Annotated in this window: 18 protein-coding genes; 12 read left to right on the forward strand and 6 right to left on the reverse strand. The window is 61.3% G+C overall.

The window, feature by feature from the left end; genetic code table 11:
- The first annotated feature begins 14 nt into the window (after window positions 1-14).
- The gene (gene lpdA / locus AD928_RS11265; RefSeq protein ID WP_062250607.1) at window positions 15-1,757 is read left to right on the forward strand and encodes a dihydrolipoyl dehydrogenase; all 1,743 of its coding nucleotides are present in this window, start codon (window positions 15-17) and stop codon (window positions 1,755-1,757) included.
- Window positions 1,758-1,822: 65 nt separating this feature from the next.
- On the forward strand, window positions 1,823-2,839 hold the full coding sequence (locus AD928_RS11270) for a L,D-transpeptidase (protein ID WP_062250609.1): 1,017 nt from the start codon (window positions 1,823-1,825) through the stop codon (window positions 2,837-2,839).
- A gap of 92 nt (window positions 2,840-2,931) precedes the next feature.
- Here the strand turns inward: AD928_RS11270 and AD928_RS11275 are convergent, their stop codons facing one another.
- Together AD928_RS11275 and ahcY are read right to left on the reverse strand one after the other, a co-directional pair.
- Window positions 2,932-3,330, reverse strand: coding sequence for a DUF3597 domain-containing protein (locus tag AD928_RS11275; protein WP_062140736.1), 399 nt, complete (start codon window positions 3,328-3,330; stop codon window positions 2,932-2,934).
- Window positions 3,331-3,568: 238 nt separating this feature from the next.
- Window positions 3,569-4,858 carry an adenosylhomocysteinase gene (gene ahcY / locus AD928_RS11280; protein WP_062250611.1) on the reverse strand — a complete coding sequence of 430 codons (1,290 nt, stop codon included), beginning with the start codon at window positions 4,856-4,858 and terminating at the stop codon, window positions 3,569-3,571.
- Window positions 4,859-5,032: 174 nt separating this feature from the next.
- On the opposite strand from ahcY, the gene AD928_RS11285 reads away from it, so the two are divergent.
- The 3 genes from AD928_RS11285 (at window position 5,033) to AD928_RS11295 (ending at window position 8,230) form a co-directional block, all read left to right on the forward strand.
- Window positions 5,033-5,773, forward strand: coding sequence for a lysophospholipid acyltransferase family protein (locus AD928_RS11285; RefSeq protein ID WP_062250612.1), 741 nt, complete (start codon window positions 5,033-5,035; stop codon window positions 5,771-5,773).
- 420 nt (window positions 5,774-6,193) lie between these two features.
- The gene (locus AD928_RS11290; protein WP_062250615.1) at window positions 6,194-6,883 is read left to right on the forward strand and encodes a class I SAM-dependent methyltransferase; all 690 of its coding nucleotides are present in this window, start codon (window positions 6,194-6,196) and stop codon (window positions 6,881-6,883) included.
- A 57-nt stretch (window positions 6,884-6,940) separates the two neighbouring features.
- Window positions 6,941-8,230, forward strand: coding sequence for a DUF2125 domain-containing protein (locus AD928_RS11295; protein WP_062250617.1), 1,290 nt, complete (start codon window positions 6,941-6,943; stop codon window positions 8,228-8,230).
- A 75-nt stretch (window positions 8,231-8,305) separates the two neighbouring features.
- Here AD928_RS11295 and gloB read toward each other — a convergent pair whose 3' ends face one another.
- The gene (gene gloB / locus AD928_RS11300) at window positions 8,306-9,031 is read right to left on the reverse strand and encodes a hydroxyacylglutathione hydrolase (RefSeq protein ID WP_062250619.1); all 726 of its coding nucleotides are present in this window, start codon (window positions 9,029-9,031) and stop codon (window positions 8,306-8,308) included.
- 84 nt (window positions 9,032-9,115) lie between these two features.
- Here gloB and AD928_RS11305 point away from each other — a divergent pair, with 84 nt between their 5' ends.
- Genes AD928_RS11305 through AD928_RS11335 form a run of 7 tightly spaced genes read left to right on the forward strand, consistent with a single transcriptional unit; the run spans window position 9,116 to window position 17,169 of the window.
- On the forward strand, window positions 9,116-9,916 hold the full coding sequence (locus AD928_RS11305) for a class I SAM-dependent methyltransferase (RefSeq protein ID WP_062250621.1): 801 nt from the start codon (window positions 9,116-9,118) through the stop codon (window positions 9,914-9,916).
- A 42-nt stretch (window positions 9,917-9,958) separates the two neighbouring features.
- Complete coding sequence (locus AD928_RS11310; protein ID WP_233420052.1) at window positions 9,959-11,755, forward strand: hypothetical protein; 1,797 nt, start codon at window positions 9,959-9,961, stop codon at window positions 11,753-11,755.
- On the forward strand, window positions 11,752-12,789 hold the full coding sequence (locus tag AD928_RS11315; protein WP_062250624.1) for a hypothetical protein: 1,038 nt from the start codon (window positions 11,752-11,754) through the stop codon (window positions 12,787-12,789). Before AD928_RS11310 ends, AD928_RS11315 begins: the two co-directional genes overlap by 4 nt.
- Entirely contained in the window at window positions 12,786-14,012 is a 1,227-nt protein-coding gene (locus tag AD928_RS15085; RefSeq protein WP_209436694.1) for a hypothetical protein, read from the forward strand. The genes AD928_RS11315 and AD928_RS15085 overlap by 4 nt, the downstream gene beginning before the upstream one ends.
- The gene (locus AD928_RS11325; protein ID WP_062250626.1) at window positions 14,009-15,130 is read left to right on the forward strand and encodes a hypothetical protein; all 1,122 of its coding nucleotides are present in this window, start codon (window positions 14,009-14,011) and stop codon (window positions 15,128-15,130) included. The genes AD928_RS15085 and AD928_RS11325 overlap by 4 nt, the downstream gene beginning before the upstream one ends.
- Window positions 15,130-16,629, forward strand: coding sequence for an NADH-quinone oxidoreductase subunit D-related protein (locus AD928_RS11330; RefSeq protein ID WP_062250628.1), 1,500 nt, complete (start codon window positions 15,130-15,132; stop codon window positions 16,627-16,629). The genes AD928_RS11325 and AD928_RS11330 overlap by 1 nt, the downstream gene beginning before the upstream one ends.
- A 27-nt stretch (window positions 16,630-16,656) precedes the next feature.
- On the forward strand, window positions 16,657-17,169 hold the full coding sequence (locus tag AD928_RS11335) for an NADH-quinone oxidoreductase subunit B family protein (protein WP_043552111.1): 513 nt from the start codon (window positions 16,657-16,659) through the stop codon (window positions 17,167-17,169).
- On the opposite strand, the gene AD928_RS11340 is transcribed toward AD928_RS11335, so the two are convergent.
- The 3 genes from AD928_RS11340 to alaS form a co-directional block, all read right to left on the reverse strand.
- Window positions 17,136-18,041: a CDP-alcohol phosphatidyltransferase family protein gene (locus tag AD928_RS11340; RefSeq protein WP_062250630.1), complete on the reverse strand. Its 906-nt coding sequence runs from the start codon at window positions 18,039-18,041 to the stop codon at window positions 17,136-17,138. The two genes, AD928_RS11335 and AD928_RS11340, sit on opposite strands and share 34 nt — an antisense overlap.
- Window positions 18,042-18,045: 4 nt before the next feature.
- Window positions 18,046-18,735 (reverse strand): phosphatidylserine decarboxylase, encoded by a 690-nt coding sequence (locus AD928_RS11345; RefSeq protein WP_062140758.1) that lies wholly within the window; start codon window positions 18,733-18,735, stop codon window positions 18,046-18,048.
- Between the two features lie 81 nt (window positions 18,736-18,816).
- Window positions 18,817-21,462: an alanine--tRNA ligase gene (gene alaS / locus AD928_RS11350; protein ID WP_062250632.1), complete on the reverse strand. Its 2,646-nt coding sequence runs from the start codon at window positions 21,460-21,462 to the stop codon at window positions 18,817-18,819.
- Window positions 21,463-21,530 lie beyond the last annotated feature (68 nt).

Genomic DNA, 21,530 nt, shown 5'->3' on the forward strand with positions numbered 1-21,530 from the left:
ACGAGAGCGAAGCCATGCCGATTGAAATCAAAGTTCCGTCCCTTGGAGAGAGTGTCACCACCGCCACCGTGGGGAAATGGCTGAAGCAGCCGGGCGATGCCGTGAAAACGGATGAGCCGGTTGTGGAGCTGGAAACGGACAAGGTGAGCGTGGAAGTCCCCGCTCCGGCGGATGGTCGGCTGGCTGCGCACGCGGTTGCAGAAGGGGATGAAGTGGACGTGGGTGCCGTGCTGGCAACACTGGAGCAGGGGGCTGCGGGTGCGTCTGCACCGGCCAAAGCGGCTCCGGCAACGGCAAAGACTGATAAGCCTGCTGCTCAGCCCGCCGCAGCAGCCAAACCTGCAGCGGCGCAGGCAGAAGCCCCGGCTGAAACAGATTATGATGTGCTGGTGATTGGCGCTGGCCCCGGTGGCTATGTGTGCGCCATTCGTGCTGCGCAGCTTGGCTTCAAAGTGGCCTGCGTGGAAAAACGCGCCACACTGGGCGGCACGTGTTTGAACGTGGGCTGTATCCCGTCCAAGGCGCTGTTGCAGTCTTCTGAAAACTACCATGCGGCAGGCCATGATTTTGCAGCGCATGGCGTGGTGATTGACAGCGTGAAGCTGGATCTGGCTCGCATGCAGGCCCGCAAGGCCGATATTGTTGGTGCGAACGTGAAGGGTGTTGAATACCTCTTCAAGAAAAACGGCATCACCTGGCTGAAAGGCCACGGCAAGGTGGAAGGCACAGGCCGCATTACGGTGGATGGCAAGCCGGTTACGGCGAAGCACATCATCATCGCCAGCGGTAGTGACAGTGCCAACCTGCCGGGCATTGAGGTGGATGAAAAAACCATCGTCACCTCAACCGGCGCACTGGAACTCTCTGAAGTGCCGAAGCGTCTGGTCGTGATTGGTGGCGGCGTGATTGGTCTGGAGTTGGGCAGCGTCTGGCAGCGTCTGGGTGCTGAGGTCACGGTCATTGAATATCTGAACCGTCTGGTGCCGGGCACGGATAACGAGGTCGCCTCGCAGTTCCAGAAGCTGCTGGTCAAGCAGGGCTTCAAGCTCAAGCTGGGCCATAAGGTCACCAAAGCCGAAAAAACCAAAAAAGGCGTGGTGCTAACGGTTGAGCCTGCTGCCGGTGGCGCAGCCGAAACGCTGGAAGCGGACATTGTGCTGCTGGCAGTCGGCCGCACCGCCGCCAGCAAAGGCATGGGGCTGGAAGAAGCCGGGATTGAGCTGGACAAGCGCGGCCGTGTGGTAACGGACGCTCACTTTGCCACCAACGTTCCGGGCATTTACGCCATTGGCGACGTGATTGCCGGACCGATGCTGGCGCACAAGGCTGAAGAAGAAGGCGTTGCGCTGGCTGAAATTCTGGCCGGGCAGGCTGGCCATGTGAACTACGATGCCATTCCGGGCGTGATTTACACCTGGCCGGAAGTGGCCTCCGTGGGCTTTACGGAAGAGCAGCTCAAGGAAAAAGGCACCGCTTACAAAATCGGCAAATTCCCCTTCATGGCCAATGGCCGTGCGCGGGCGCTGGGCATGACGGACGGATTCGTCAAAGTGCTGGCTTGTGAGAAAACAGACCGCGTTCTGGGCGTGCATATCATCGGCCCGTGTGCGGGTGAACTGATTGCCGAAGCCACCATGGCCATTGAGTTTGGGGCGTCCGCTGAGGATATCGGTCGGGTTTGCCATGCTCACCCCACACTGAGTGAAGCTGTGAAGGAAGCAGCTCTGGGTGCAGATAATCGCTCCATCAATATTTGACGATTTCCTTCCTGCGGGAAGGAATGCCATAATCTCTTTTGATAGTGATGCAGGAGAGACTTGGTATGTCAGGGGCAAGGTGTCCGACACTTCTTTTTATAGCCGGCAGCTTGCTCCTTGTGCCGGGACTGGCATACGCAGCGGGAACGGGGTCTTCTGATCCCGTTTCGTCGTCCGGGCAGACAAGCGCTCAGCCCGCACAGCCTGATCAGGAAGGGGCGCCGTCCCCCACACTCACTCCGACGGAGCCGGTGCTGAAGGAAGCGCCGCCACTGCCGGAGATTCCGGTTCTGAATGAAGAGGATGCTCGGGCGGAAGCCACGCGTCTGAACAGTGCGTTCCGGCATGAAGTGCCTGTGGCGCTTAAAGTCTCATCCGCACAAAAAGCCGCATGGATTATGCTGGCGCAGGAACAGATCCAGCAGGCATCTTTCCCGCTGGACCGCCCGCAGGTGGTGCTGGTGGTGGACCGGAACCCTGCCGTGCAGCGCATGTGCCTGATGCTGGCGCTGCCGGGGCAGTCAGACTGGCAGGTGATTGGCAGCACTAAGGTCTCCACCGGCACAACCGGGCGGAAATTCTACTACATCACCCCCACCGGCGTGTTTAACAATACGGCGGATATTCTCGGCTATCGCGCTCTGGGCACCAAGAACGAGAACGGCATTATGGGGAACGGCACCAAAGGCATGCGGGTGTGGGATTTCGGCTGGCAATGGGCCGAAAAAGGCTGGTTGCCTGTGCCGCGTGAAAAAGGGCAGATCCGGCTCGAAATGCACGCAACGGACCCGGTCTATCTGGAAAGCCGTCTGGGTCATGTAGCGTCCGAGGGCTGTATCCGCATCCCGTCATCGCTGAATGTGTTTATCGACAAGCACGGGCTGATTGATGTGGAGGATGAGCAGATGGCGGTGATTGATAACCGCTTCCGCGCGCTCCTGCGGCCAGACCGTGTGGCGTCTCCGCTGGCAGGCTCTGCCGTCATTGTGGTGGACAGCGCCAACAGGCCTGATCTGGCGCATGTGAATATCAGCGAGAACAAGACCGCCTCGAGCCGCCATACGCCGCAAACGCATAGTTAAAGAGGGTGAGGCCGGGTTGCCCGGTCTTCCATAGGAAAAGGCGTGCGAGGTTTCCCCCGCACGCCTTTTTTGTGTCTGTTTGGCTGTAAGACTTACAGACCAGCAGGAACCTTGCCGCCGTTGGCAGCCAGTTTGGCGCGGACTTCCTTGATCAGCCAGACGTTCATGCTGGCGGAATCATTGGTGTCGCCCGTGTAGCCCAGTTCTGCAGCCAGCTTCTTGCGGGCATCCAGAGAGCTGTCCAGACCCAGCAGCTTCAGCAGGTCAACGATGGACTCTTTCCAGTTAAGGTTCTGTCCGTTCTGGGCAGCCAGACCGGTCAGAACGGCATCAATGTCCACCGGAGCAGCCGGGGCAGCGGCAGCAGCAGCTTCCGGGGAAGCAGACGGTGCAGCAGCCTGCGTGGCCGGTGCGTCAGCCGGAGCGGCAGACGGCGTAGCCGCGTTGGCGTGGTGGAAAATGGTGGAGAGAATGGTGCCGAAAATGCTCATTCTAAAAGTCCTTTCGCAGCAGATAACGCTCAGCTGCCAACACGAAAGCGTGCTCGCATACTGAATCATCTTCTTACAAACCATACACCAATAGGAATGGTTGCAAAGAAGTGTGATGAACGATTTGCATATCTGGGAAGCATTCCCTGCCTGCCAGATGGGCAGAGCAGGGTAATGCGGGGAGAGAAACAGCCGCCAGCCGGAAGGGCAGGGGCGGCTGCTTCGCTCCGGGGTCGTCTTAGTAGCGGTATTCTTCGTGCTTGAACGGGCCGTTAACCGGCACGTCAATATAGTCAGCCTGCTTCTGAGACATTTTGCTCAGCTGCGCGCCAACTTTGGCAAGGTGCAGGAAGGCCACTTTCTCATCCAGCTTTTTGGGCAGGGTGTAGACTTTGGCTTCGTACTTGCCTTCCGGAGCTGTCCACAGTTCGATCTGGGCCAGCGTCTGGTTGGTGAAGGACGCAGACATCACGAAGGACGGGTGGCCCGTGGCGTTGCCGAGGTTCACCAGACGGCCTTCGGACAGGATGATCAGGCGCTTGCCATCAGGGAACACAACTTCGTCCACCTGCGGCTTGATGTTGTCCCACGTGAAGTTGCGCAGGGCACCGATCTGAATTTCAGAATCAAAGTGGCCGATGTTGCACACAATCGCGCGGTGCTTCATGGCGCGCATGTGGTCCAGCGTGATGACGTCCACGTTGCCGGTTGCGGTCACGAAGATGTCGCCACGGGGGGCGGCTTCTTCCATGGTCACAACTTCATAGCCTTCCATGGCGGCCTGCAGAGCGCAGATCGGGTCAACTTCCGTCACCAGCACGCGGCAACCTGCGTTGCGCAGGGAGGCAGCGGAGCCTTTGCCCACGTCACCATAACCCGCAACAACGGCAACCTTGCCGGCCATCATCACGTCCGTGCCACGGCGGATGGCGTCAACAAGGCTTTCACGGCAGCCATACAGGTTGTCGAACTTGGACTTGGTGACGCTGTCATTCACGTTGATGGCCGGAACCTTCAGCGTGCCTTTTTTCTGCATTTCCCACAGGCGATGCACACCCGTCGTGGTTTCTTCAGAAAGGCCCTTAACGTTCTTCAGCAGTTCCGGGAACTTGTCGTGCATCATAACGGTGAGGTCACCGCCATCATCCAGAATCATGTTCGGGGTCCAGCCATCGGGGCCCTGAATGGTCTGCTCAATGCACCAGTTGAATTCGTCTTCCGTCAGGCCTTTCCAGGCGAATACGGGGATGCCGGCAGCAGCAATGGTCGCAGCAGCCTGATCCTGCGTGGAGAAGATGTTGCAGGAAGACCAGCGCACCGTGGCACCCAGAGCAACCAGCGTTTCAATCAGAACGGCGGTCTGGATGGTCATGTGCAGGCAGCCCGCAATGCGTGCGCCCTTCAGCGGCTGGCTGGCGCCGTATTCCTCGCGGAGCGCCATCAGGCCCGGCATTTCGCCTTCTGCGATGGAAATTTCTTTACGGCCCCACTCTGCGAGCGAGAGGTCCTTAACCTTGTAATCGGTCATGATTGTCCTGCTTCCTGATCAAAATCGAGGGTTTCTATACAGGCTGGAAGGCACTCAGGCCAGCCGTAACCCGCATCAGCCCTGCGCAAACGTGCGCGCAGCTTGCAAGACGGGCTGTTTTCTGGTCTCCACAGGGCAGAATATCCCTTTGAATTTTGCTGGTCTGGCTCGCTTATGGCTTTGCTTCGCTCCATCCTGTTCAATGTTATGGCCTTTGTGCTGACCCTTATCATGGGGGTTGGTGCGTTTCCCATTCGCTGGTTCGCCAGGCGGCTGGCGTTGCCGTACGCCAAGCTATGGACCCGGCTGGTGCTGATGCTGTTCCGCGATATCTGCGGGGTGGAAGTGCGCATTACTGGCCTTGAGAATCTGGCCGCAGCTGGTGGCGGCCCCATGCTGATTGCCTCCCAGCATCAGTCCGCCTTTGATACGCTGATCTGGATGTTGCTGGTGCCGTATCCGTCCTACGTGATGAAAGGCGAGTTGCGCCGTATTCCGCTGTTGGGGCCGATGTTGATTCTGGCGGGCATGATGCCAATTGAACGTGCTGCCGGGGCGAAAGCCATGCGGGTTCTGCTGCGGGAGACGGAAAAGGCCGTTAAGGCGGGCAAGCAGATTGTCATTTTCCCTGAAGGCACCCGCACGGCCCCCGGTGAGCATGTGGCGCTCAAACCCGGCATTGCCGCCATGGCAGCGCATGCCGGGCTTCCGGTTGTGCCGGTGGCGACTAATTCCGGCTTGTTCTGGGGACGCAATGCCTTCCTCAAGCGCTCCGGTGTGCTGCATGTCGCTATTGGTGCTCCTCTCGCGCCCATGAACCGGAAGCTTTTACTGGGTGAGATTGAGAAAAGCTGGCGCGGGCTGGAGCAGGACTTTGCCGCGCAGGACCGGATTGTAGACGGCAAGGTCGTCTGAGGCGGGGATAAGTCAGACTATCCTGTGGATAACTTTGTGGATGCAGGAGGCGGTGCTTTGACGTGCCGCAGGTAAAACATCCTTTTTCATGTGGCATTCCAGTAAAGGCCAGCATGAATACTGGCAGAGAAACGAAATGGATTTTTGTTGAAAATTAAGAAAGTCCTTGAAAAATAAGCCTGTTTCAATTTTTAAATTTTTATGAAGGACTGTCTGAAAACTGTCATTTTTGAAACACAATTCGGACGCGCTGCTTCTTGCAGGAACGGTGGACCAATGTGGACGAAATGCCGGATTTTCCGAAAGAACAGTGGGACGCTGGCAGTTCCTCCAGCGGAATCTCGCGCATATGACCCTGCATTTGAGGGGACATGAAAGTCTGGTAAGCTAACCATCTTCTTCGCTCAGCCAGAGTTTTTCATGTCTCAGATGATGCCTGCCGCACCCCTTCCAGCGTTTTTACTGCGCAATGTCCGGATGCTGCCAAACCGGGATGATATTTTGCCGCTTCTGCCCAAAAACGCAGTGATTGCGGAGGTGGGGGTGATGACGGGTGATTTCTCTCAGAAAATTCTCGATATCTGCAAACCCCGGCAGTTTTACGCGTTGGATATTTTCAATGTGCATGAACTGCCGGAAGTGTGGGGCCGGCCGTCGGCTGAAATGTTCGATAATAAAACGCAGCAGGCGTTCTATGAATCCCGCTTTGCGGACGAGATTGCGCGCGGGCGGGTCAAGGTGCTGGCGGGCGATAGTGGCGTGATGCTGGATCAGTTGCCAGACCATGGTGTGGACGTGATTTATCTGGATGCCGACCACAATTATCAGGCCGTTGTGCGGGATCTGGAGCTGTGCGAGCGCAAGCTGAAACCGCATACCGGCCTGCTGATCCTTAATGATTACATCATGGCGGATGGTGGCGGTCCGTACGGCGTCATTCAGGCGGCCCATGAGTTCATGCTGCGTCATGGGTGGGAAATGGTCGTTTTTGCACTGCAGGAATACATGTATTGCGATATCGTTTTGCGCAAGCATCCCGCAACGCGCCCACGCCGTATTCTGCAAAGGCTTGTGCAGAAAATGGGTTATACCAAGCTGGGGCGTTTTTGAGTGCGGCTTTTCAGGTCTTCGCTGTCTGGGCCAGCGCTTTGTCTGGCCGGGGGCTGAATGCGTAAATCTTTAGGACTGCTGGCCTGTGCCGGAGCGAGTGTGCTGGCGCTGGATAGTCTGCTCTGGTGGGGTGGTATTCAGTTTCTGGAGCATCGACTGGCCAGTGCCAGTGCCAGTGCCAGTGCCAGTGCCAGTGCCAGTGCCAGTGCCATTGGCGGGGAAGGCGTGGCGCAGTCTGTCGGCTGTCCGGTGGTTTTTCAGCACAAACAACGGGGCGGCTGGCCGTTTCGAGCTCAGGTATTGCTGGAGGGTGTGCAGATAATGTGTGGAGCCTCAGCCGGGCAGGGTGGCGTGTCTTATGCTGTAAGCCATGCCGTGCTGGATCTGGCCCCATGGCATCCGCTCACAGTTCAGGGCACGCTGGACGGTGGGCAGGCACTGGCTGTGCAAGCAGAAAAGGGGCCTGCGGGCGGTCAAAAGCCGGGGTATCTCCTGCTCAAAACAGATGGCGCACCCGTGCGGATTTCTCTGCCGTTGCGGGCGGCTGAGGCGGGCACTCTCCTGTTCCACACCGACTTTTTGCATCTGGTGCCGCAACGTGGCGTGGCGGAAGCGCATCCGGTTACGGCGCGAGGTGTGAGCGGAAAGCTGGTCTGGAATAGCCATGCGGATGCGCAGGCCAGCGCCCTTGCTCTGTCTTTTGCAGCTAAACGTGCCGTGGTGGCTCCCTGGGGGGACAGCGTGGACGATGTGCAAGGCGCGGCCTCCCTCCCCGGGCCGATGGGAAGGCTTGTAGCGCTGTGGTCGCTGGATGAGGCTGCTTCCAATGGTCCACCGGCTTCAGATGCTGGAAATCTGGGCGGGGGAGAGAGCCCCGACGGTGGGATGGGTTCGACGTCTAAGGACCAGTTGACGTCGTCCGATCATGGGGCGACGGATGCCGGATCTCCCTCGGTTTTACCGTCTTCGCCTTCCGGGGCATCGCCCGGTTACGCGGAAATTTTGGTGCAGCATGTAAGTGGGCGCTGGCGTGGGCTGGGCATCTCATGGTCGGGTCGGCTGGTCATGGCCCCCGGAGGCACGCCGCTGGGCGAGACATGGCTGACTCTGAGTAACTGGCGACCTTTTCTAGCGCGTTTGCAGCAGGACAAAACGCTAAGCCCGGCGCAAACGGTGCTTTTGTCAAAACTGACCGACCAGCTTGAGCAACGCACCGGTGGCACAGAAGGGCCGCTGAGCGTGCCTTTGCAGGTGCGGGACGGGGCTGTGCAGCTTGGCGGAGTGCCGCTTCTGTCTGTGCTGGCGACGCTGCACAATGTTTCGCTATCGGGTGCGAGCGCGCCCTGATTTAACGTATGATTATGCACGCTGAGACCCCTGCCATGATGTCCAGGGAGTGCTCGTTGCGTTTGTCATCCTTCCTTAAAACGTATCCTTCTCACGCCGTAATCTGGCGAGGGTCGGCACATCAGGGGCGCGCAGGAACGGGTTTGTGGCGCGTTCTTCGCCAAGTGTGGAAGGCACGGTTGCGCGGCCTTCAGTCCGCAGGCGTTTAACCTCCGCCACGCGGGTTTTCAGGGCGGCGTTGTCTGGTTCGGCATGCAGGGCAAAGGCGGTGTTGCCCTCGGTGTATTCATGCCCGCAGCAGACCAGCGTTTCATCCGGCAGGTCCGCAAAGCGTTTCAGGCTTTCAAAAAGCTGCTCGGCCGTGCCTTCAAACAGACGGCCACAACCCAGACTGAACAGGGTGTCCCCACAGAACAGGGTCGGCGGTTCCGCAAAATAATAGCTGATATGGCCGCGTGTGTGGCCCGGCACGGCAATGACCCGGCCCTGAGACTGGCCAACGGCAATCGTCTCATTGTCATGCAGCGCAATATCCAGTGCAGGCATGCGGGCTGCTTCGGAGGCCGGGCCAGCCACGCGGGCATTGTAGCGGGTGCGCAGGGCATCCGTGCCGCCAAGATGGTCGGCATGGTGATGGGTGAGCAGGATCAGGTCCAGTCGCCCGCCGGTCTCATCCAGCACAGCCTGAATGGGGGCGGCTTCTCCGGGGTCCACAATGGCGGTGCAGCCGGTTTCCGTGTCTCGCAGAAGCCAGCTGTAATTGTCTGACAAAACCGGAATGGCGCGGGTTTGAAGAGACATGAGGCAATTCTCCAGAGTGGAAACTTTGAGGGGACGCGTGCGCAGTCATGGCGCCGGGAGCGGATATCATGGTACACATCCGCTATGCATAAGGCCATTCCTCCCTCGGCAGACGCCTTTTATCAGACCCATGAGGGCCAGACCTGCGCGGCTTTGCTGCGTGAGCGGCTCCAATGGTTCTGGCCTGATCTGCGCGGCCAGCGCGTGCTGGGGCTGGGCTATGCCGGGCCGTATCTGGGGGCATGGCGCGGGCGCGGAGCCCTTTGCATTTCCGCCCGGACGCCGGACCACCGGCCTGAGAGTGCCAACGTGCAAACGTCCATGCCGTTTTCGGCTTGCGACCGGGAATGCGTGGTGGACCCGTATGCTCTGCCGTTTGATGAAGATGCCTTTGACCGGATCGTGCTGGTGCATGCCTGTGCGGAGGAGGACCAGATGGTGCCTCTGTTGCGGGCGGCTGGCCGGGTGCTGAAAGATGACGGACGACTGCTGATGATCCTGCCTAACAGGCTGGGCGGGCGGCTGCGGCAGAAAAATACGCCTTTTGCGCAGGATGTCGCCTGTTCCCGCACAGGCCTGCGCACCATGCTGGGCCATGCCATGCTGCTGGCAGAGCGGCGGGATGAGGCTTTGTTTCTGCCTGCCCGGCAGGCCTGTACCAGTATGGGCCGGGGGCGCCGGTCCGATATTGCTGGAAAAGTTCTCTCACCGGGGCTTGGCAGCCTGATGCTGGTGGAAGCCGTGAAAGATGTCTTTTCCGGCACGCCGCTGCCCGTCCGCTCTCCCCGGACATGGTTTAAAAAGATGCTCTGCCCGGCGCAGGAGACGGCAACCCAAAAGAGCGGTGGCCCGCCGGAGGGTGCGAGCCGTATACCGGAGACATAAAGGCAAATTCGCTACGCGTAGCCTTGCCTTCTGCCACGAGCGTTGCCACAGAACCGCGCTCATGGTGTTATCCGCCCGTCTTTACATCCCGTCTGGAGCCAGAGTTCCATTTTCACCTCTTTTGTTCTTTGCAGTTTGTTCGTGCTGTTTGTGGTGGCGGGGGTTCTGGCTGTGCTGCCAGAGCGCCTGTTGCGGCGGTGCGCTCCGTGGCGTTCTGAAATTCTGGCCGGGGTCTGGGGTTGCTTAGGCCTGCTGGCGCTGGTCGGCGCGGTGTGCAGGCTGGAAGGCGGGGTGAGCTGGTTCCCGGTGTTCGGCATGGATGGGCCGGCTCTGCCCATGCTGGTGCTGCTGGCCTTTGCCGGCGGACTGATGGGCGTGGGGCAGCGTGGGCTGGCCTGTGCGCTTACCGGACTGGCGTTTCTGGCTCTTTCTCCCTTGGTTTTCGGGCTCCTTGCAGGCACGGCGCTGGTGTTGCTGGCCGACCGTGGGCGGCAGGGCGTGTGTCTGCCTTTTGCTGTGATTCCGGCCTGTATTCCCGCAGATAGTCCTCTTTCTCCGCCCGCCTTGTGCCTGATGGTGCTGTTGCTGGGCTGGGCGGTTTCTTCACAAAAAGGGCCGGAGGCTGTGTTGCCTGCGGGCATTGGCCTGTTTCTGCTTGGGCGGTTGCTGGCGGAAGTCGGTGTTCTGCCACCGGTGCAGCAGGGCTTGCTGATGGTCAGCGGTGGCGCTGTGGCGCTCTGGGGTGCCGTGCAGGCTGTGCGCAGTCCAGCGGCCTGCGGTATCCTCGCCGGTGTGGCGAGTGCTGGTTATGGCGGGCTAGTGGTCATGCTGACACTGGCTCTGGCTGCTCCTGTGAAAGGCGGAGAGTTCTTTCGCACAGCAACACTTCTGGCAACGGGTGCGCCGTTTCTGGCGTTGCTGGCAGCCCTCTGGCTTTCCCGGCAGGACGGCGGATTGTTTACGCCAAACAGTGCTGTGGCGCAGGCCCGTGGTAGTCGGCTTGCGCTGGGAGGCAGCCTTTTGCTGCTCTCCGCTGTGCCGCCGCTCGGGGGCTTTTCTGTTTTCTGGAGCCTGCTGAACGCGGGTGAAGTGGCCGCTGCCCATACGCATCCTGCGCAGGCTTTGTGCCTTTTACTGGTTCTGGTCGGGGCCGCCTGTGTCATGGCGCTGGGGATGATCGGTCTGTTGCGGGTGGGGTTTGCAACCTTTGTGCAGCAAATGCCCGCTTCCGTGCCACAGGGCAGCCGAACGGCCGATGATGCCCCATCTCTCAGCAGCGTGCTTCTGCTTCCGGCATGGATCTGCGCAGGGGGTGCGGTGCTGATTACGTTACTGCCTGGTGGCTGGCTGGCGCTGGTGGACCATCTGTTTGCAGGGGATACACCGCGTGACTTTGCCTGGAAGACGCTGGCGCGGGTGCAATTTGCCGGATCTGATATCACGTTGACGCCTGTGTTTTCGGTGCTTGCACTAGCGGTCTGTGTGGTGGGTGCCGGTTTGCTGGGGCGAGCGTTTGGCGTGTTCCCACTACGTCCGGCGGTGCCCGGTGCAGCCGCATGGCGAGACGGTGCCCCAGTCGTCCAGCAGGATGACGAAGTGCAGTCTGCTCCAATTTCCGAGCCCTCCATGCCTGTGGTCTGGACCGCATTCGGGGTTCTGCTGGGTGCTGCGGAGCAGAAGCCAACCGACTGGCCTGTGGTGGAAAAGACGAGCGCCGGGGCGCGGTATCTTCAGGCTGTGCTGTTCAGAACCGTGGCATGGTGTGAGGCGCAGGGCATGGTTCTCATCCTGCTCTTTCTGGGGGCCGGGCTGCTGCTGGGGCTGTTTGCTGCAAAATGACGCATGAACTCACATGGGGCTGGGCTTTTGCCTGCCTGCTGGCTCTGGCCCTGCAAACTGTTCTGATGGTTCTGGCAGCCCCCTGGTTTAGTGGCTGGGTCAATCGTCTGGCAGGTCGTCTGACGGGCGAGCATCGTTTTCTGGCCGGTGGTCGCTGGCAGGATATTCATCATCAGTTCCGCAGGCCGGCCCTGCGCCAGCGCGGGGATGGGCTGAGTAGTCTGGCCTGCCGGGGCGCGCTGGTTCTGGCTGTTTTTGCAGCGTGCATGACACCGGTTTTCACGCTGGTTCCGGCAGGTTTTCCCGCACCGGGCTTTTTCCTGCTGTGTTCAGCACTGGTCGGCGCATCGCTTCTGCTGGGCCTGCCGCTGGTGGTGCAGGGTGGCACAACAACTCTGGCGGGGTATGCGGCGCTGCTGGCGGAGAGCCTGCTCTTGCCTGCGCTGGTGCCGGTGCTGGTTATGGCGGGTGGTCAGGATTTTTCCGCCTTTCTTGCGCATTTACGCCAGCTTTCCCCGGTAGGGGATGGCGCACCGTTTGTGCTGATGGGCGTCGCTCTCTTTCTGGTCACGGCATGGAAAGGGCGGCAGGCCGGTGCGGAACTGCCGTGCCAGCTTTCAGGGGCTGATCGTGCCTTGTGGATGCTGGCTACGGATTGCGTGCAACTGGTCTGGATTACACTGGCCGGGGACGTTGCATGGGCCAGTAGCCTCGCTCTGCCGGGTGAAAGCGGTGTGGAGCCCTGGCTCGCGCAATGTCTTGCAGGCGGCGCGTTCTGGGTGGCGAAGCTGGCGATTGCGGCTCTTCTGCTGGCAGGCACGCAGTTGATGGTGCTCACTTTCCCGCGTCGGGCGCGTGTGCGTCTGGCTGCGGTGTTCCTGCTGGGGCTGCTGGCCTGGCAGGTCGCGTATGCGGGCCAGTCCGGTGCAATCGGGCAGGACAGAACGGCCTCCGCGCAGGATGAGCAGGATGAGCAGGATGAGCAGGATGAGCAGGATTCTGCATGGAGTGATGAAGGGAACGCAACACCATGACGCTTGCTGTCATTCTGGCGCCGCTGCTGGCGCTGTGTGTTGTGGCCCGAGGCATTGGCTTTTTGCCCGCGCTGGGCGTGGTGACAGCGGTGGCCATGCTGGTAGACGCGCGGGAACCTTTGCAGGAATTTGGCGCGGTCTGTGTGGTGCTGTTTTCCGTGCTGCCGGTCTGGTTTGTCAGCCGATATCAGGATGATGGCGCACGCGAGCGCACCGGCCCGATGGTGCCGTTTCTGGCGCTCGGGCTGATGGTCATTCTGCAACTTGCTACGGGCACGCCTGCGGCTATGGGGGAAGCTCCCGGCCATGCTGGAGCGGCCTATTTGCCTGCCGGACTGTGCGTGGCTCTCGCCGGACTGGTGGCCGTAACCTGTCGTCAGGCTATGGTCTGGCAGTGGGCTGGCCTGCTGGCCTGTGTGGATGGCGTCATGCTCTCCGGCGTCATTGAAAATCAGGTCATGGTGGTGGGCGTTACAGCGCTGGCGGGCTGCGTGGTGGCTCTGCTGGGTGGCATGTGCGTGCATCGCGTCATGCTGCGGGTTGCGGTGGCACCGGCGCAGGACGGGGCAGGGGCTGAGCGCCCTTCCGCCCAGTCCGCAGGGTTTGAACTGGGCGATGTTGAGCAAACAGGCCCGGAACCGCGAGGGCTGGGGCCCGAAGCCGTGGTGGCCCCGCGCATCTGGACAGAAGCTGAAGCAGCGGCTGAGGACGAAGAGCCGCTTCCCCGGCCAGACAAGGCGGCAAAAAAAGCCGTACCTTCCGATGGAGAAGCAAAGGCAGACGTTGATCAGCCGCCAGCAGGGACGGGTGCGCTGCAGGATAAGAGGGCTTCGGATGCAGAAACGGTCGCCTCTGATGATGATGCTGAAACGGTGAAACAGAAGGACGTCCCGGACGCCAGTCATGACACTGCTAAGCCGACAGAAACGGAAAGCATCGAGACCGGCGTAATGAAAACAGACCCTTCTGAAGACGCCCTCTCTGAAGACAAGGCGCAGGACCGTAAGGCTGGGCTGAATCCAGCGGCTCCTGATGCTGAAGCCTCTGAGAAAATACCGGAACACACATCGGACACGGCGACCTCCAGCGCGGCGGATCAGCCCGAGCCGTTTGGCCCGGAAGAGAAAGAGCCTGAGGCCGAGCCAGTGCCGCGCACGCCGGAAATGATTGCGCGGGATGTCTGGTTGAGAGGCTATCTGACCGAGCGCGGGAGGGACGCATGACCGTTCCTGTTTTTCTGGCTGCTCTGGCCTTTGCTTGGCCTTTGCTGGGGGCTGCCATTGTCATGGCCGCGCCCACACCGCGCAGCCGCGAGATTGCCATCTGGATGGCCGGGGCTGGCTGTGCGCTGGCTGTGGCCGTGTTCCTGTTCCCCGCGACCAGTGCCGCGGCGGAAGGCTGGGATGATGACCCGGTCCAGCGGGCAGGCCGTGTGATGTTGGCGTTTGGCCTGCTGCTGACGGTGATGGAAAACGGCATCTTGCAGGACCGTCTGTTGCGCGGTCTGCCACACATTTCGACGGCACTGACGGGGCTGGCCTGCGTCGCCCCGGACCCGATTATCGGGCTTGGTATTCTGGAAGCCGCACTGGCTTACGGCGTGTTTGTGTTCAGCCGCCCCGCCGGGCAGGCGCGGGCCGGATGGGCGCTGGTGCGCACCGGGTCTGTGGGAATTTTTCTGGTGCTGTCTGGCCTGCTGTTGCCGTCAGGTTCTGCACCAGCTGGCCTAATGATGGCCTGTGGTCTGGTCATGCTGGCGGGGCTGACGCCGTTTGGTCAGTCATGGCGTGAGGAAAATGATACCTATCTGTTCCTGCCATTTGCCGGGGCTGCCCTGCTGCTGTCCATGCGGCTGCGGGTGCATGGTGGGGAGGCGTTTGAGACGGCGCTGGTTGCGGCGGGTCTGGCCTCGGTCTGGCTGACAGCCTGCGCGGGTCGCTCCGATGAGGGGCTGCGCCTGTTCCGCACCTTTCCGTCTGCTCTGGCCCTGATGGCGGTTGGGGCAGGCGCCGATGTGGCGGCGTTGCTATTCCTGTGTGGCTGGTGTCTGGCCGGGGGCAATCGCTCTGGCCGGTCATGGGCGGCGCGGGCGCTGGCCTGTTTCCCGCCGGGTGCGCCGTTTGTGGGCTGTCTGCTGCTGCTCTCCATGCTGAGCGACTGGTCCTGGAGTGTCACGGTGCTGACCGTGGCCGGGATTTTGTGCGCGGTGGTGCGTTCCGTGCCGGTGGAAGGGTTCACGCAGGATTTGTGGCCTGAAGATGCTGCGGGTCGGGTGGCCTGTTCCGTGCTGGTGCTGACCGGATTTCTGGTGCCGCTGGCCATGATGCTGGGAGCGTTCTGATGGATGCTGTAAGCCTGATCCGCGCCGGGCAGGAGACGGACACCCCCTGGCGCTTCCGGCTGGATGAACTCGGCTGGCGCGATATGGTCGCAGCGCTTGAAAAGGATACGCTGCCGTTTGTCGGCCTGTGGTGTGACGGCACGGATGTGCATGCCCTGTTCATGCTCTCCCCCACGCAGCCGCTGGCAGCCACGCTGGCACTCGAGGATGGGCGGTATCCGGCACTTTCCCCCGTAAGACCGGTCTCGAGCCTATATGAGCGCAGAGCGTATGATCTGTATGGTGCGGAAGGCATGTGGGCGGTCGATGTGCGCTCGCTGGTGGACCATGATGTCTGGTCCGCGACTGCACCGCTGGCCGCCACCCCCGGTCCTGCTGGCGGCCATAAAGGGCAGATCGGCTTTCAGCCGTCTGACGCCTTGCTGGCGGCTGGCGGTGTGAACGCGGGCGCGGGGCCAGCAACCGGCGGCATGGAAACGCCCTTGCATGTGGCGATGGCCGTGGCGGGCGAGACCATCGCGCAGGCGGAAACGGTGTCCGGCTATGCGCATCGGGGGCTTGCGGCCCGCTGGCGGAATAGCCGTCTGGAGGATGCCTGCCGGTTGAGCGGGCGTGTGGCGGCCGGGTGCTCTGTGGTGCATCAGGCGGCCTTCTGTCAGGCCGTTGAAGCCGCGTGTGGTAGTGCTGTGGGGCCGGAAACGTCGCTGATCCGTGTGGTGTTGCTGGAACTGGAACGCATTCTGCTGCATCTGCACACGCTGGCCGGGCTGGCGCGGCGGGCCGGAGCGCTGGTGGTGGCGTCGCGTTGTGCGTGGTTTCGGGAACAGTTGCTTGCAAAGTCTGCGCCGATCATTGGGTCGCGTTTGCTCATGGACCATTGTGTGCCCGGCGGCACCAGTTTGCGTGAGGCGACAGGTCTGGGCGATCTCTGCATCAGTCTGGCAAAGCTCGGTGAAGAGATTTATCCCGGACTGGCCACGCTCTGGCGCACCTATCCAGCACTTTCTGTTCGTCTAAGTGGGGTAGGCAAGGTGGATGCTGCCCTGCTTGACCGTGTGGGGCTGGATGGGCCGGTGGCACGAGCCAGTGGGAAGGATTGTGACGGGCGGCGCACGCAGCGCGTTTACCAGACCCTCTGGCGGCTGACCGCTGGCCGACACGGCGGCACGGCGGAAGATCGGGCTCTGGTTCTGCTGGATGAAATTGGTGAAAGCCTGCGCATGCTGGGCGAAGCAGGCCCCCGGTTGGGGCTGACTGCCGGTGGCCGTGTGGACCTTACTCTTGAGGATGGAGAAGGGCTGGGGATGACGGAAGGCCCGTGGGGTAACGTCCTCTATTGGGTGCGTCTGCATGCTGGCCGCGTCGCGCAGGTCTTTGTGCATGACCCGGCCCCTGCCGCGCTGATGGTCTTTGAAGAGACGCTGGCAGGGCAGGATGTGGCGGATCTGGCTCTCGTGCGCCAGTCCCTCGGGGTGAATGCGGCGGCACTTGATGGCTAGAGAACAGGACAGGAAGGGTTTGCAGTCATGGGGCTGATCCGTGCAGTGTTTGATGCCGCTTTCCGGCAGGGTGGCCCGCGTCTGAAACCCGTTGGGCCGCGCTGGCCGTTGCTGCTGTTCCATGTGGATACCGGTGGTTGCGGCGGGTGCGGGATGGAGTTGGAAGCCCTGGCGACTGGCCCGTATGACATGGAAGGCGCAGGCTTTGGGTTTGTGCAGTCTCCACGCTCTGCGGATGTGTTGCTGGTGACAGGCACGCTCACCCGCACCATGGCCCCCGTGCTGGAAGCGGCGTGGCAGGCTATGCCGAAACCCAAAGGGGTGATTTGCGTGGGGGGCTGCGCCATGGATGGCGGCTATTTCCCGGAAAATTATTCCGTTCTGGGTGGGCTGGACCGCAAGGCGAAAATTGACCTGCAAATTCCCGGTTGCCCACCATCCCCCCAGCAGGTGCTGGACGGATTGTGTTCTCTGTTCGGGCAGCGCGTGCCGCCCGCCAGAGGGGCTCAGGCTGAGGGGTCGTCCTCAACCTCTTCCTGAAGATCTTCAGCCGCTTTTTTCAGCTTGAGAAAGCTGAAATGGCTGAGGGGCAACAGGATCATATAAATCACGCCAGCGGCGGCCAATGCGCCCCAGGGGTCTGCTACCAGCACGGCTGTATAAGCCCCCGTGCCCAGCATGACGGGCAGCACATACTGTGCCGGCACCTTGAAGTTCTTGAAAGACCAGACCCGCAACGTGGACACCAGCAGAAATGCTGTGCTGATGAGTGTGAAGGCAGGCAGCCAGGGCAGGCGGGTCAGGCGATAGAGCCAGTCGATCCCCAGCTTTTGCGCTTCCAGCCCCAGAAAGAGCGGGAAAAGCGCCAGACCGGCCCCGGCAGGTGCTGGAACGCCCGTAAAGAAGTTACTGGCGTATTTCGGCTTTTCTTCCTCACCATCCAGCGTGGCGTTAAAGCGCGCCAGACGCAGGGCCATACAGACCGTAAACATCAGGCACGGCAGAAACGCGTAGCGTCCGCCATCCTGCAACGCCCAGAAAAACAGCAGGAACGAGGGGGCTACGCCAAAGCAGACAAAGTCTGAAAGGCTGTCAAACTCTGCGCCAAACCGTGTGGAACCCCGCAGCAGGCGCGCAATGCGCCCGTCCAGCCCATCAATAAAGGCGGAAAGCAGTAAGGCGATCCCGGCTGCCTGAAAGCGGCCTTCCACAGCAAAGCGCATGCCCGTCAGGCCCGAGCAAAGCCCCAGCATGGTGAGAATGTTGGGGATCAGCCGGTTGAAGGACGGGCCACGGATTTTTTTGGTCCGCACCCGTTTGCGCAGCCGTTTGCGGCGCAGCCCTCGGGGGGTAAGCGGTGCCTGAGATGGCGAGGCAGCGGGAAGCTGCGCTGGTGTCTGCGGATCTGTCACGGGATCAGAGGCGCGCCATCACGGTTTCACCACCCACCATGGTCTGGCCGGCTGAAACCAGCGGTTCCACGCCCGGCGGCAGATACAGGTCCGTGCGGGAGCCAAAGCGGATCAGGCCGAAGCGTTCACCAGCCTCCACCTTCATGCCTTCGGACACGCTGCACACAATACGGCGGGCAATCAGACCGGCAATCTGCACCACGGCCATCATTCGGCCATCGGGCAGGGTCAGGCTGAGGGCATTACGCTCGTTCAGTTCAGACGCCTTATCAAGGCTGGCATTCAGGAACTGGCCGGGGTGGTAGGCAATGCGCGTCACCGTGCCAGCGGCGGGCATGCGGTTGATATGCACATCCAGCACGGACAGGAACGTGGCAATGCGCCAGACCGGAGCCGTGCCCATGCCCAGCTCGGCCGGGGGAGCAATTTTTTCAACAGACACCACACGGCCATCAGCCGGGGCCACAGCAACATCGCTGCGGGCAGGGGTGGTGCGTTCCGGGTCCCGGAAGAAATACAGGCAGAAGCCAAAGAACAGGCCGCTGGCGGTGCCCACATGGCGCAGCACCGGGCAGGAGAGCTTCTTGCCCAGAAAACGTGTGACCAGCGTGGTCGCGCCAGAGGCGAGCAGGAACGGCTTCGCTTCCGGGTGGGGGGGCGCCAGAACAAGTTTGAAAGAGTCGATCAGGGACATGGAGGGGTCCTCATGCAAATGGCCGGAGTGTGGGAAGAAAACAGGGGACCGTGCCAGACGTTCCCCTGCGCCGGAGAAGGATCAGACCAGACCGGCCAGAGTTTCCCGCACGGCTGCAAAAGCGGCATCGGCTGCACCGGCATCCGGGCCGCCAGCCTGCGCCATATCGCGCCGGCCACCGCCGCCCTTGCCACCCATGGCAGCACTGGCTGCGCGGACGAGGGCAACGGCATCGATTTTTTCCGTCAGCGCCGGGGCAACGGCGGCCACAACGCTACCTTTGCCATCGGCGGTGGAAATCAGCACGACCACATCCGCATTGCCCTGTTTGAGGATGGTTTCTGCCAGCCCCTTGAGTTCACGCGGCGCGGTCTCCCCTACATTGCGAGTGGCGAGACGCGCGGCACCGACCTGTTCCACACCGGCGGATTCAACAGAGCCCGCCGCCAGCTTGCGCTGAAGAGCGGAAATCTGCCGTTCCATGGTACGGCGTTCTTCCAGCAGCAGGGCCAGACGTTCCGGCGCATCGGCCACGCTGACTTTCATCATGGCGGCCATCTGTGTCAGGCGCTGTTCATTCGCAATGGAGAGGGCTTCCGCTGCGGTGCCGGCCACGGCTTCAATCCGCCGCACGCCAGCGGAGACACCGCTTTCAGACGTGATGCGGAAATGGCCGATGTCCCCGGTGCGGTCCACATGCGTGCCGCCGCAGAGTTCCAGAGACCATGCGGACTTGTTCTCATCCGGGCCACCCATGGAGACAACACGGACTTCATCACCGTATTTTTCCCCAAACAGGGCCATAGCGCCTTCTTCCACGGCCTGTTCCGGCGTCATGGAGCGGGTGACAACCTGAGAGTTTTCGCGCACCCGGCGGTTCACCTCGGCCTCAATCTCCGCCAGCTCTTCCGGCGTGATGGGGCGCGGCTGGCTGACGTCAAAGCGCAGACGGTCCGGCGTGTTCAGGCTGCCTTTCTGGGCAACATGGTCGCCAAGGCGGCGGCGCAGGGCCTCATGCAGCAGATGGGTCGCGGAGTGATGCGCGCGGATGGCGGAACGACGGTCGTGATCCACCGTGGCCGTTACGGCCAGACCGGGGCGCAGGGTGCCTTCGGTCACGGTGCCGTAATGCACAATCAGATCGCCCGCTTTTTTCTGCGTATCCGTAATGGCAACACGCAGGCCTGCGGCTGTCAGGAAGCCGGTATCACCAGCCTGACCGCCGCTTTCGCCATAGAACGGTGTCTGGTTGAGCAGCACAGCAACTTCCGTGCCCACGCCGGCGTCTTTCAGGAAGCCGTTATTGGCGATAACGGCCAGAACCTCACCATCAGCCTGTTCCGTGCTGTAGCCGAGGAATTCGGTGGCCCCGAATTTGTCCCGTGCTTCAAACCAGACGGTTTCCATTGCCGTATCACCAGAGCCAACCCATGCCGCGCGGGCGCGCTGGCGCTGTTCGTTCATGGCGGCGTCAAACCCGTCTACGTCTACGCCATGCCCGCTGCCGCGCAGGGCGTCCTGGGTGAGATCCAGCGGGAAGCCGAACGTGTCATACAGGCGGAAGGCGACATCACCCGGCAGAGCGGCACCGCTGGACAGCTTGGAGGTTTCTTCCTCCAGCAGGCCCAGACCGCGATCCAGCATGGCTTTGAAGCGTTCTTCCTCATTGCGCATGGTTTCACGGATGAGGGCTTCACCCTGCACCAGTTCCGGATACGCACCGCCCATCTGCTGGATAAGGGCCGGGAGCAGCTTGTAGAAAACCGGCTCCTTGGTGCCCATCATGTGCAGGTGGCGCATGGCACGGCGCATGATGCGGCGCAGCACGTAACCCCGGCCATCCTTGGACGGCAGAACGCCATCGGCAATCAGGAAGGCTGTGGAGCGCAGATGGTCGGCCACAACGCGGTGGCTGGATTTGAACGGGCCATCGGCAGCCTGCTGCGTGACTTCGGCAGAAGCCTTAATGAGCGCAACGAAGGTGTCCGTATCATAGTTGTCGCGCTTGCCCTGCATGATGGCGGCAAAGCGTTCCAGACCCATACCGGTATCAATGGAGGGGCGGGGCAGCGGAGAGCGCACGCCCGGCGGATCTTCAAAGAATTGCATGAAGACCAGATTCCAGATCTCGACAAAGCGGTCGCCATCTTCATCCGGGGAACCGGGCGGCCCACCGGGAACATCCGGGCCATGGTCAAAGAAGATTTCAGAACAGGGGCCGCAGGGGCCGGTGTCACCCATCCGCCAGAAGTTGTCGGACGTGGGGATGCGGATAATGCGGCTGTCATCCAGCCCGGCAATCTTGCGCCACAGGCCAGCGGCATCCTCATCTTCGGAATACACGGTGACGAGCAGCTTGTCCTTGGGCAGGCCAAAGTTGCGGGTAATGAGGGTCCAGGCCAGTTCAATCGCTTCGGGCTTGAAATAATCGCCGAAGGAGAAGTTGCCCATCATTTCAAAAAAGGTGTGATGGCGGGCCGTATAACCCACGTTATCCAGATCGTTATGCTTGCCGCCTGCCCGAACGACCTTCTGCGCGGTGGTAGCGCGGGAGTAGGGGCGGGTTTCCTGCCCCGTAAAGACGTTCTTGAACTGCACCATCCCCGCATTGGTGAACAGCAGGGTGGGATCATTGCGCGGCACCAGCGACGATGAGGGCACAATCTGATGCCCTTGTCCGGCAAAATACTCCAGAAAGGTGGTGCGAATATCGTTTGTTGTGAGCATGGCGTGAGGCAGACGGTCCTGAAACTGGTTGGGCGCGTGATCTCCCTTGCAGGAAAAGTCCTCACGGC

The organism is Acetobacter cerevisiae, from assembly GCF_001580535.1.
GTDB classification, from domain to species: domain Bacteria; phylum Pseudomonadota; class Alphaproteobacteria; order Acetobacterales; family Acetobacteraceae; genus Acetobacter; species Acetobacter cerevisiae.

Bases quoted from the DNA above. Each gene is read 5' to 3' on its own strand.
- lpdA (WP_062250607.1), top strand. From the start codon at position 15: ATGCCGATTGAAATCAAAGTTCCGTCCCTTGGAGAGAGTGTCACCACC.
- AD928_RS11270 (WP_062250609.1), top strand. From the start codon at position 1,823: ATGTCAGGGGCAAGGTGTCCGACACTTCTTTTTATAGCCGGCAGCTTG.
- AD928_RS11275 (WP_062140736.1), bottom strand. From the start codon at position 3,330: ATGAGCATTTTCGGCACCATTCTCTCCACCATTTTCCACCACGCCAAC.
- ahcY (WP_062250611.1), bottom strand. From the start codon at position 4,858: ATGACCGATTACAAGGTTAAGGACCTCTCGCTCGCAGAGTGGGGCCGT.
- AD928_RS11285 (WP_062250612.1), top strand. From the start codon at position 5,033: ATGGCTTTGCTTCGCTCCATCCTGTTCAATGTTATGGCCTTTGTGCTG.
- AD928_RS11290 (WP_062250615.1), top strand. From the start codon at position 6,194: ATGTCTCAGATGATGCCTGCCGCACCCCTTCCAGCGTTTTTACTGCGC.
- AD928_RS11295 (WP_062250617.1), top strand. From the start codon at position 6,941: ATGCGTAAATCTTTAGGACTGCTGGCCTGTGCCGGAGCGAGTGTGCTG.
- gloB (WP_062250619.1), bottom strand. From the start codon at position 9,031: ATGTCTCTTCAAACCCGCGCCATTCCGGTTTTGTCAGACAATTACAGC.
- AD928_RS11305 (WP_062250621.1), top strand. From the start codon at position 9,116: ATGCATAAGGCCATTCCTCCCTCGGCAGACGCCTTTTATCAGACCCAT.
- AD928_RS11315 (WP_062250624.1), top strand. From the start codon at position 11,752: ATGACGCATGAACTCACATGGGGCTGGGCTTTTGCCTGCCTGCTGGCT.
- AD928_RS15085 (WP_209436694.1), top strand. From the start codon at position 12,786: ATGACGCTTGCTGTCATTCTGGCGCCGCTGCTGGCGCTGTGTGTTGTG.
- AD928_RS11325 (WP_062250626.1), top strand. From the start codon at position 14,009: ATGACCGTTCCTGTTTTTCTGGCTGCTCTGGCCTTTGCTTGGCCTTTG.
- AD928_RS11330 (WP_062250628.1), top strand. From the start codon at position 15,130: ATGGATGCTGTAAGCCTGATCCGCGCCGGGCAGGAGACGGACACCCCC.
- AD928_RS11335 (WP_043552111.1), top strand. From the start codon at position 16,657: ATGGGGCTGATCCGTGCAGTGTTTGATGCCGCTTTCCGGCAGGGTGGC.
- AD928_RS11345 (WP_062140758.1), bottom strand. From the start codon at position 18,735: ATGTCCCTGATCGACTCTTTCAAACTTGTTCTGGCGCCCCCCCACCCG.
- alaS (WP_062250632.1), bottom strand. From the start codon at position 21,462: ATGCTCACAACAAACGATATTCGCACCACCTTTCTGGAGTATTTTGCC.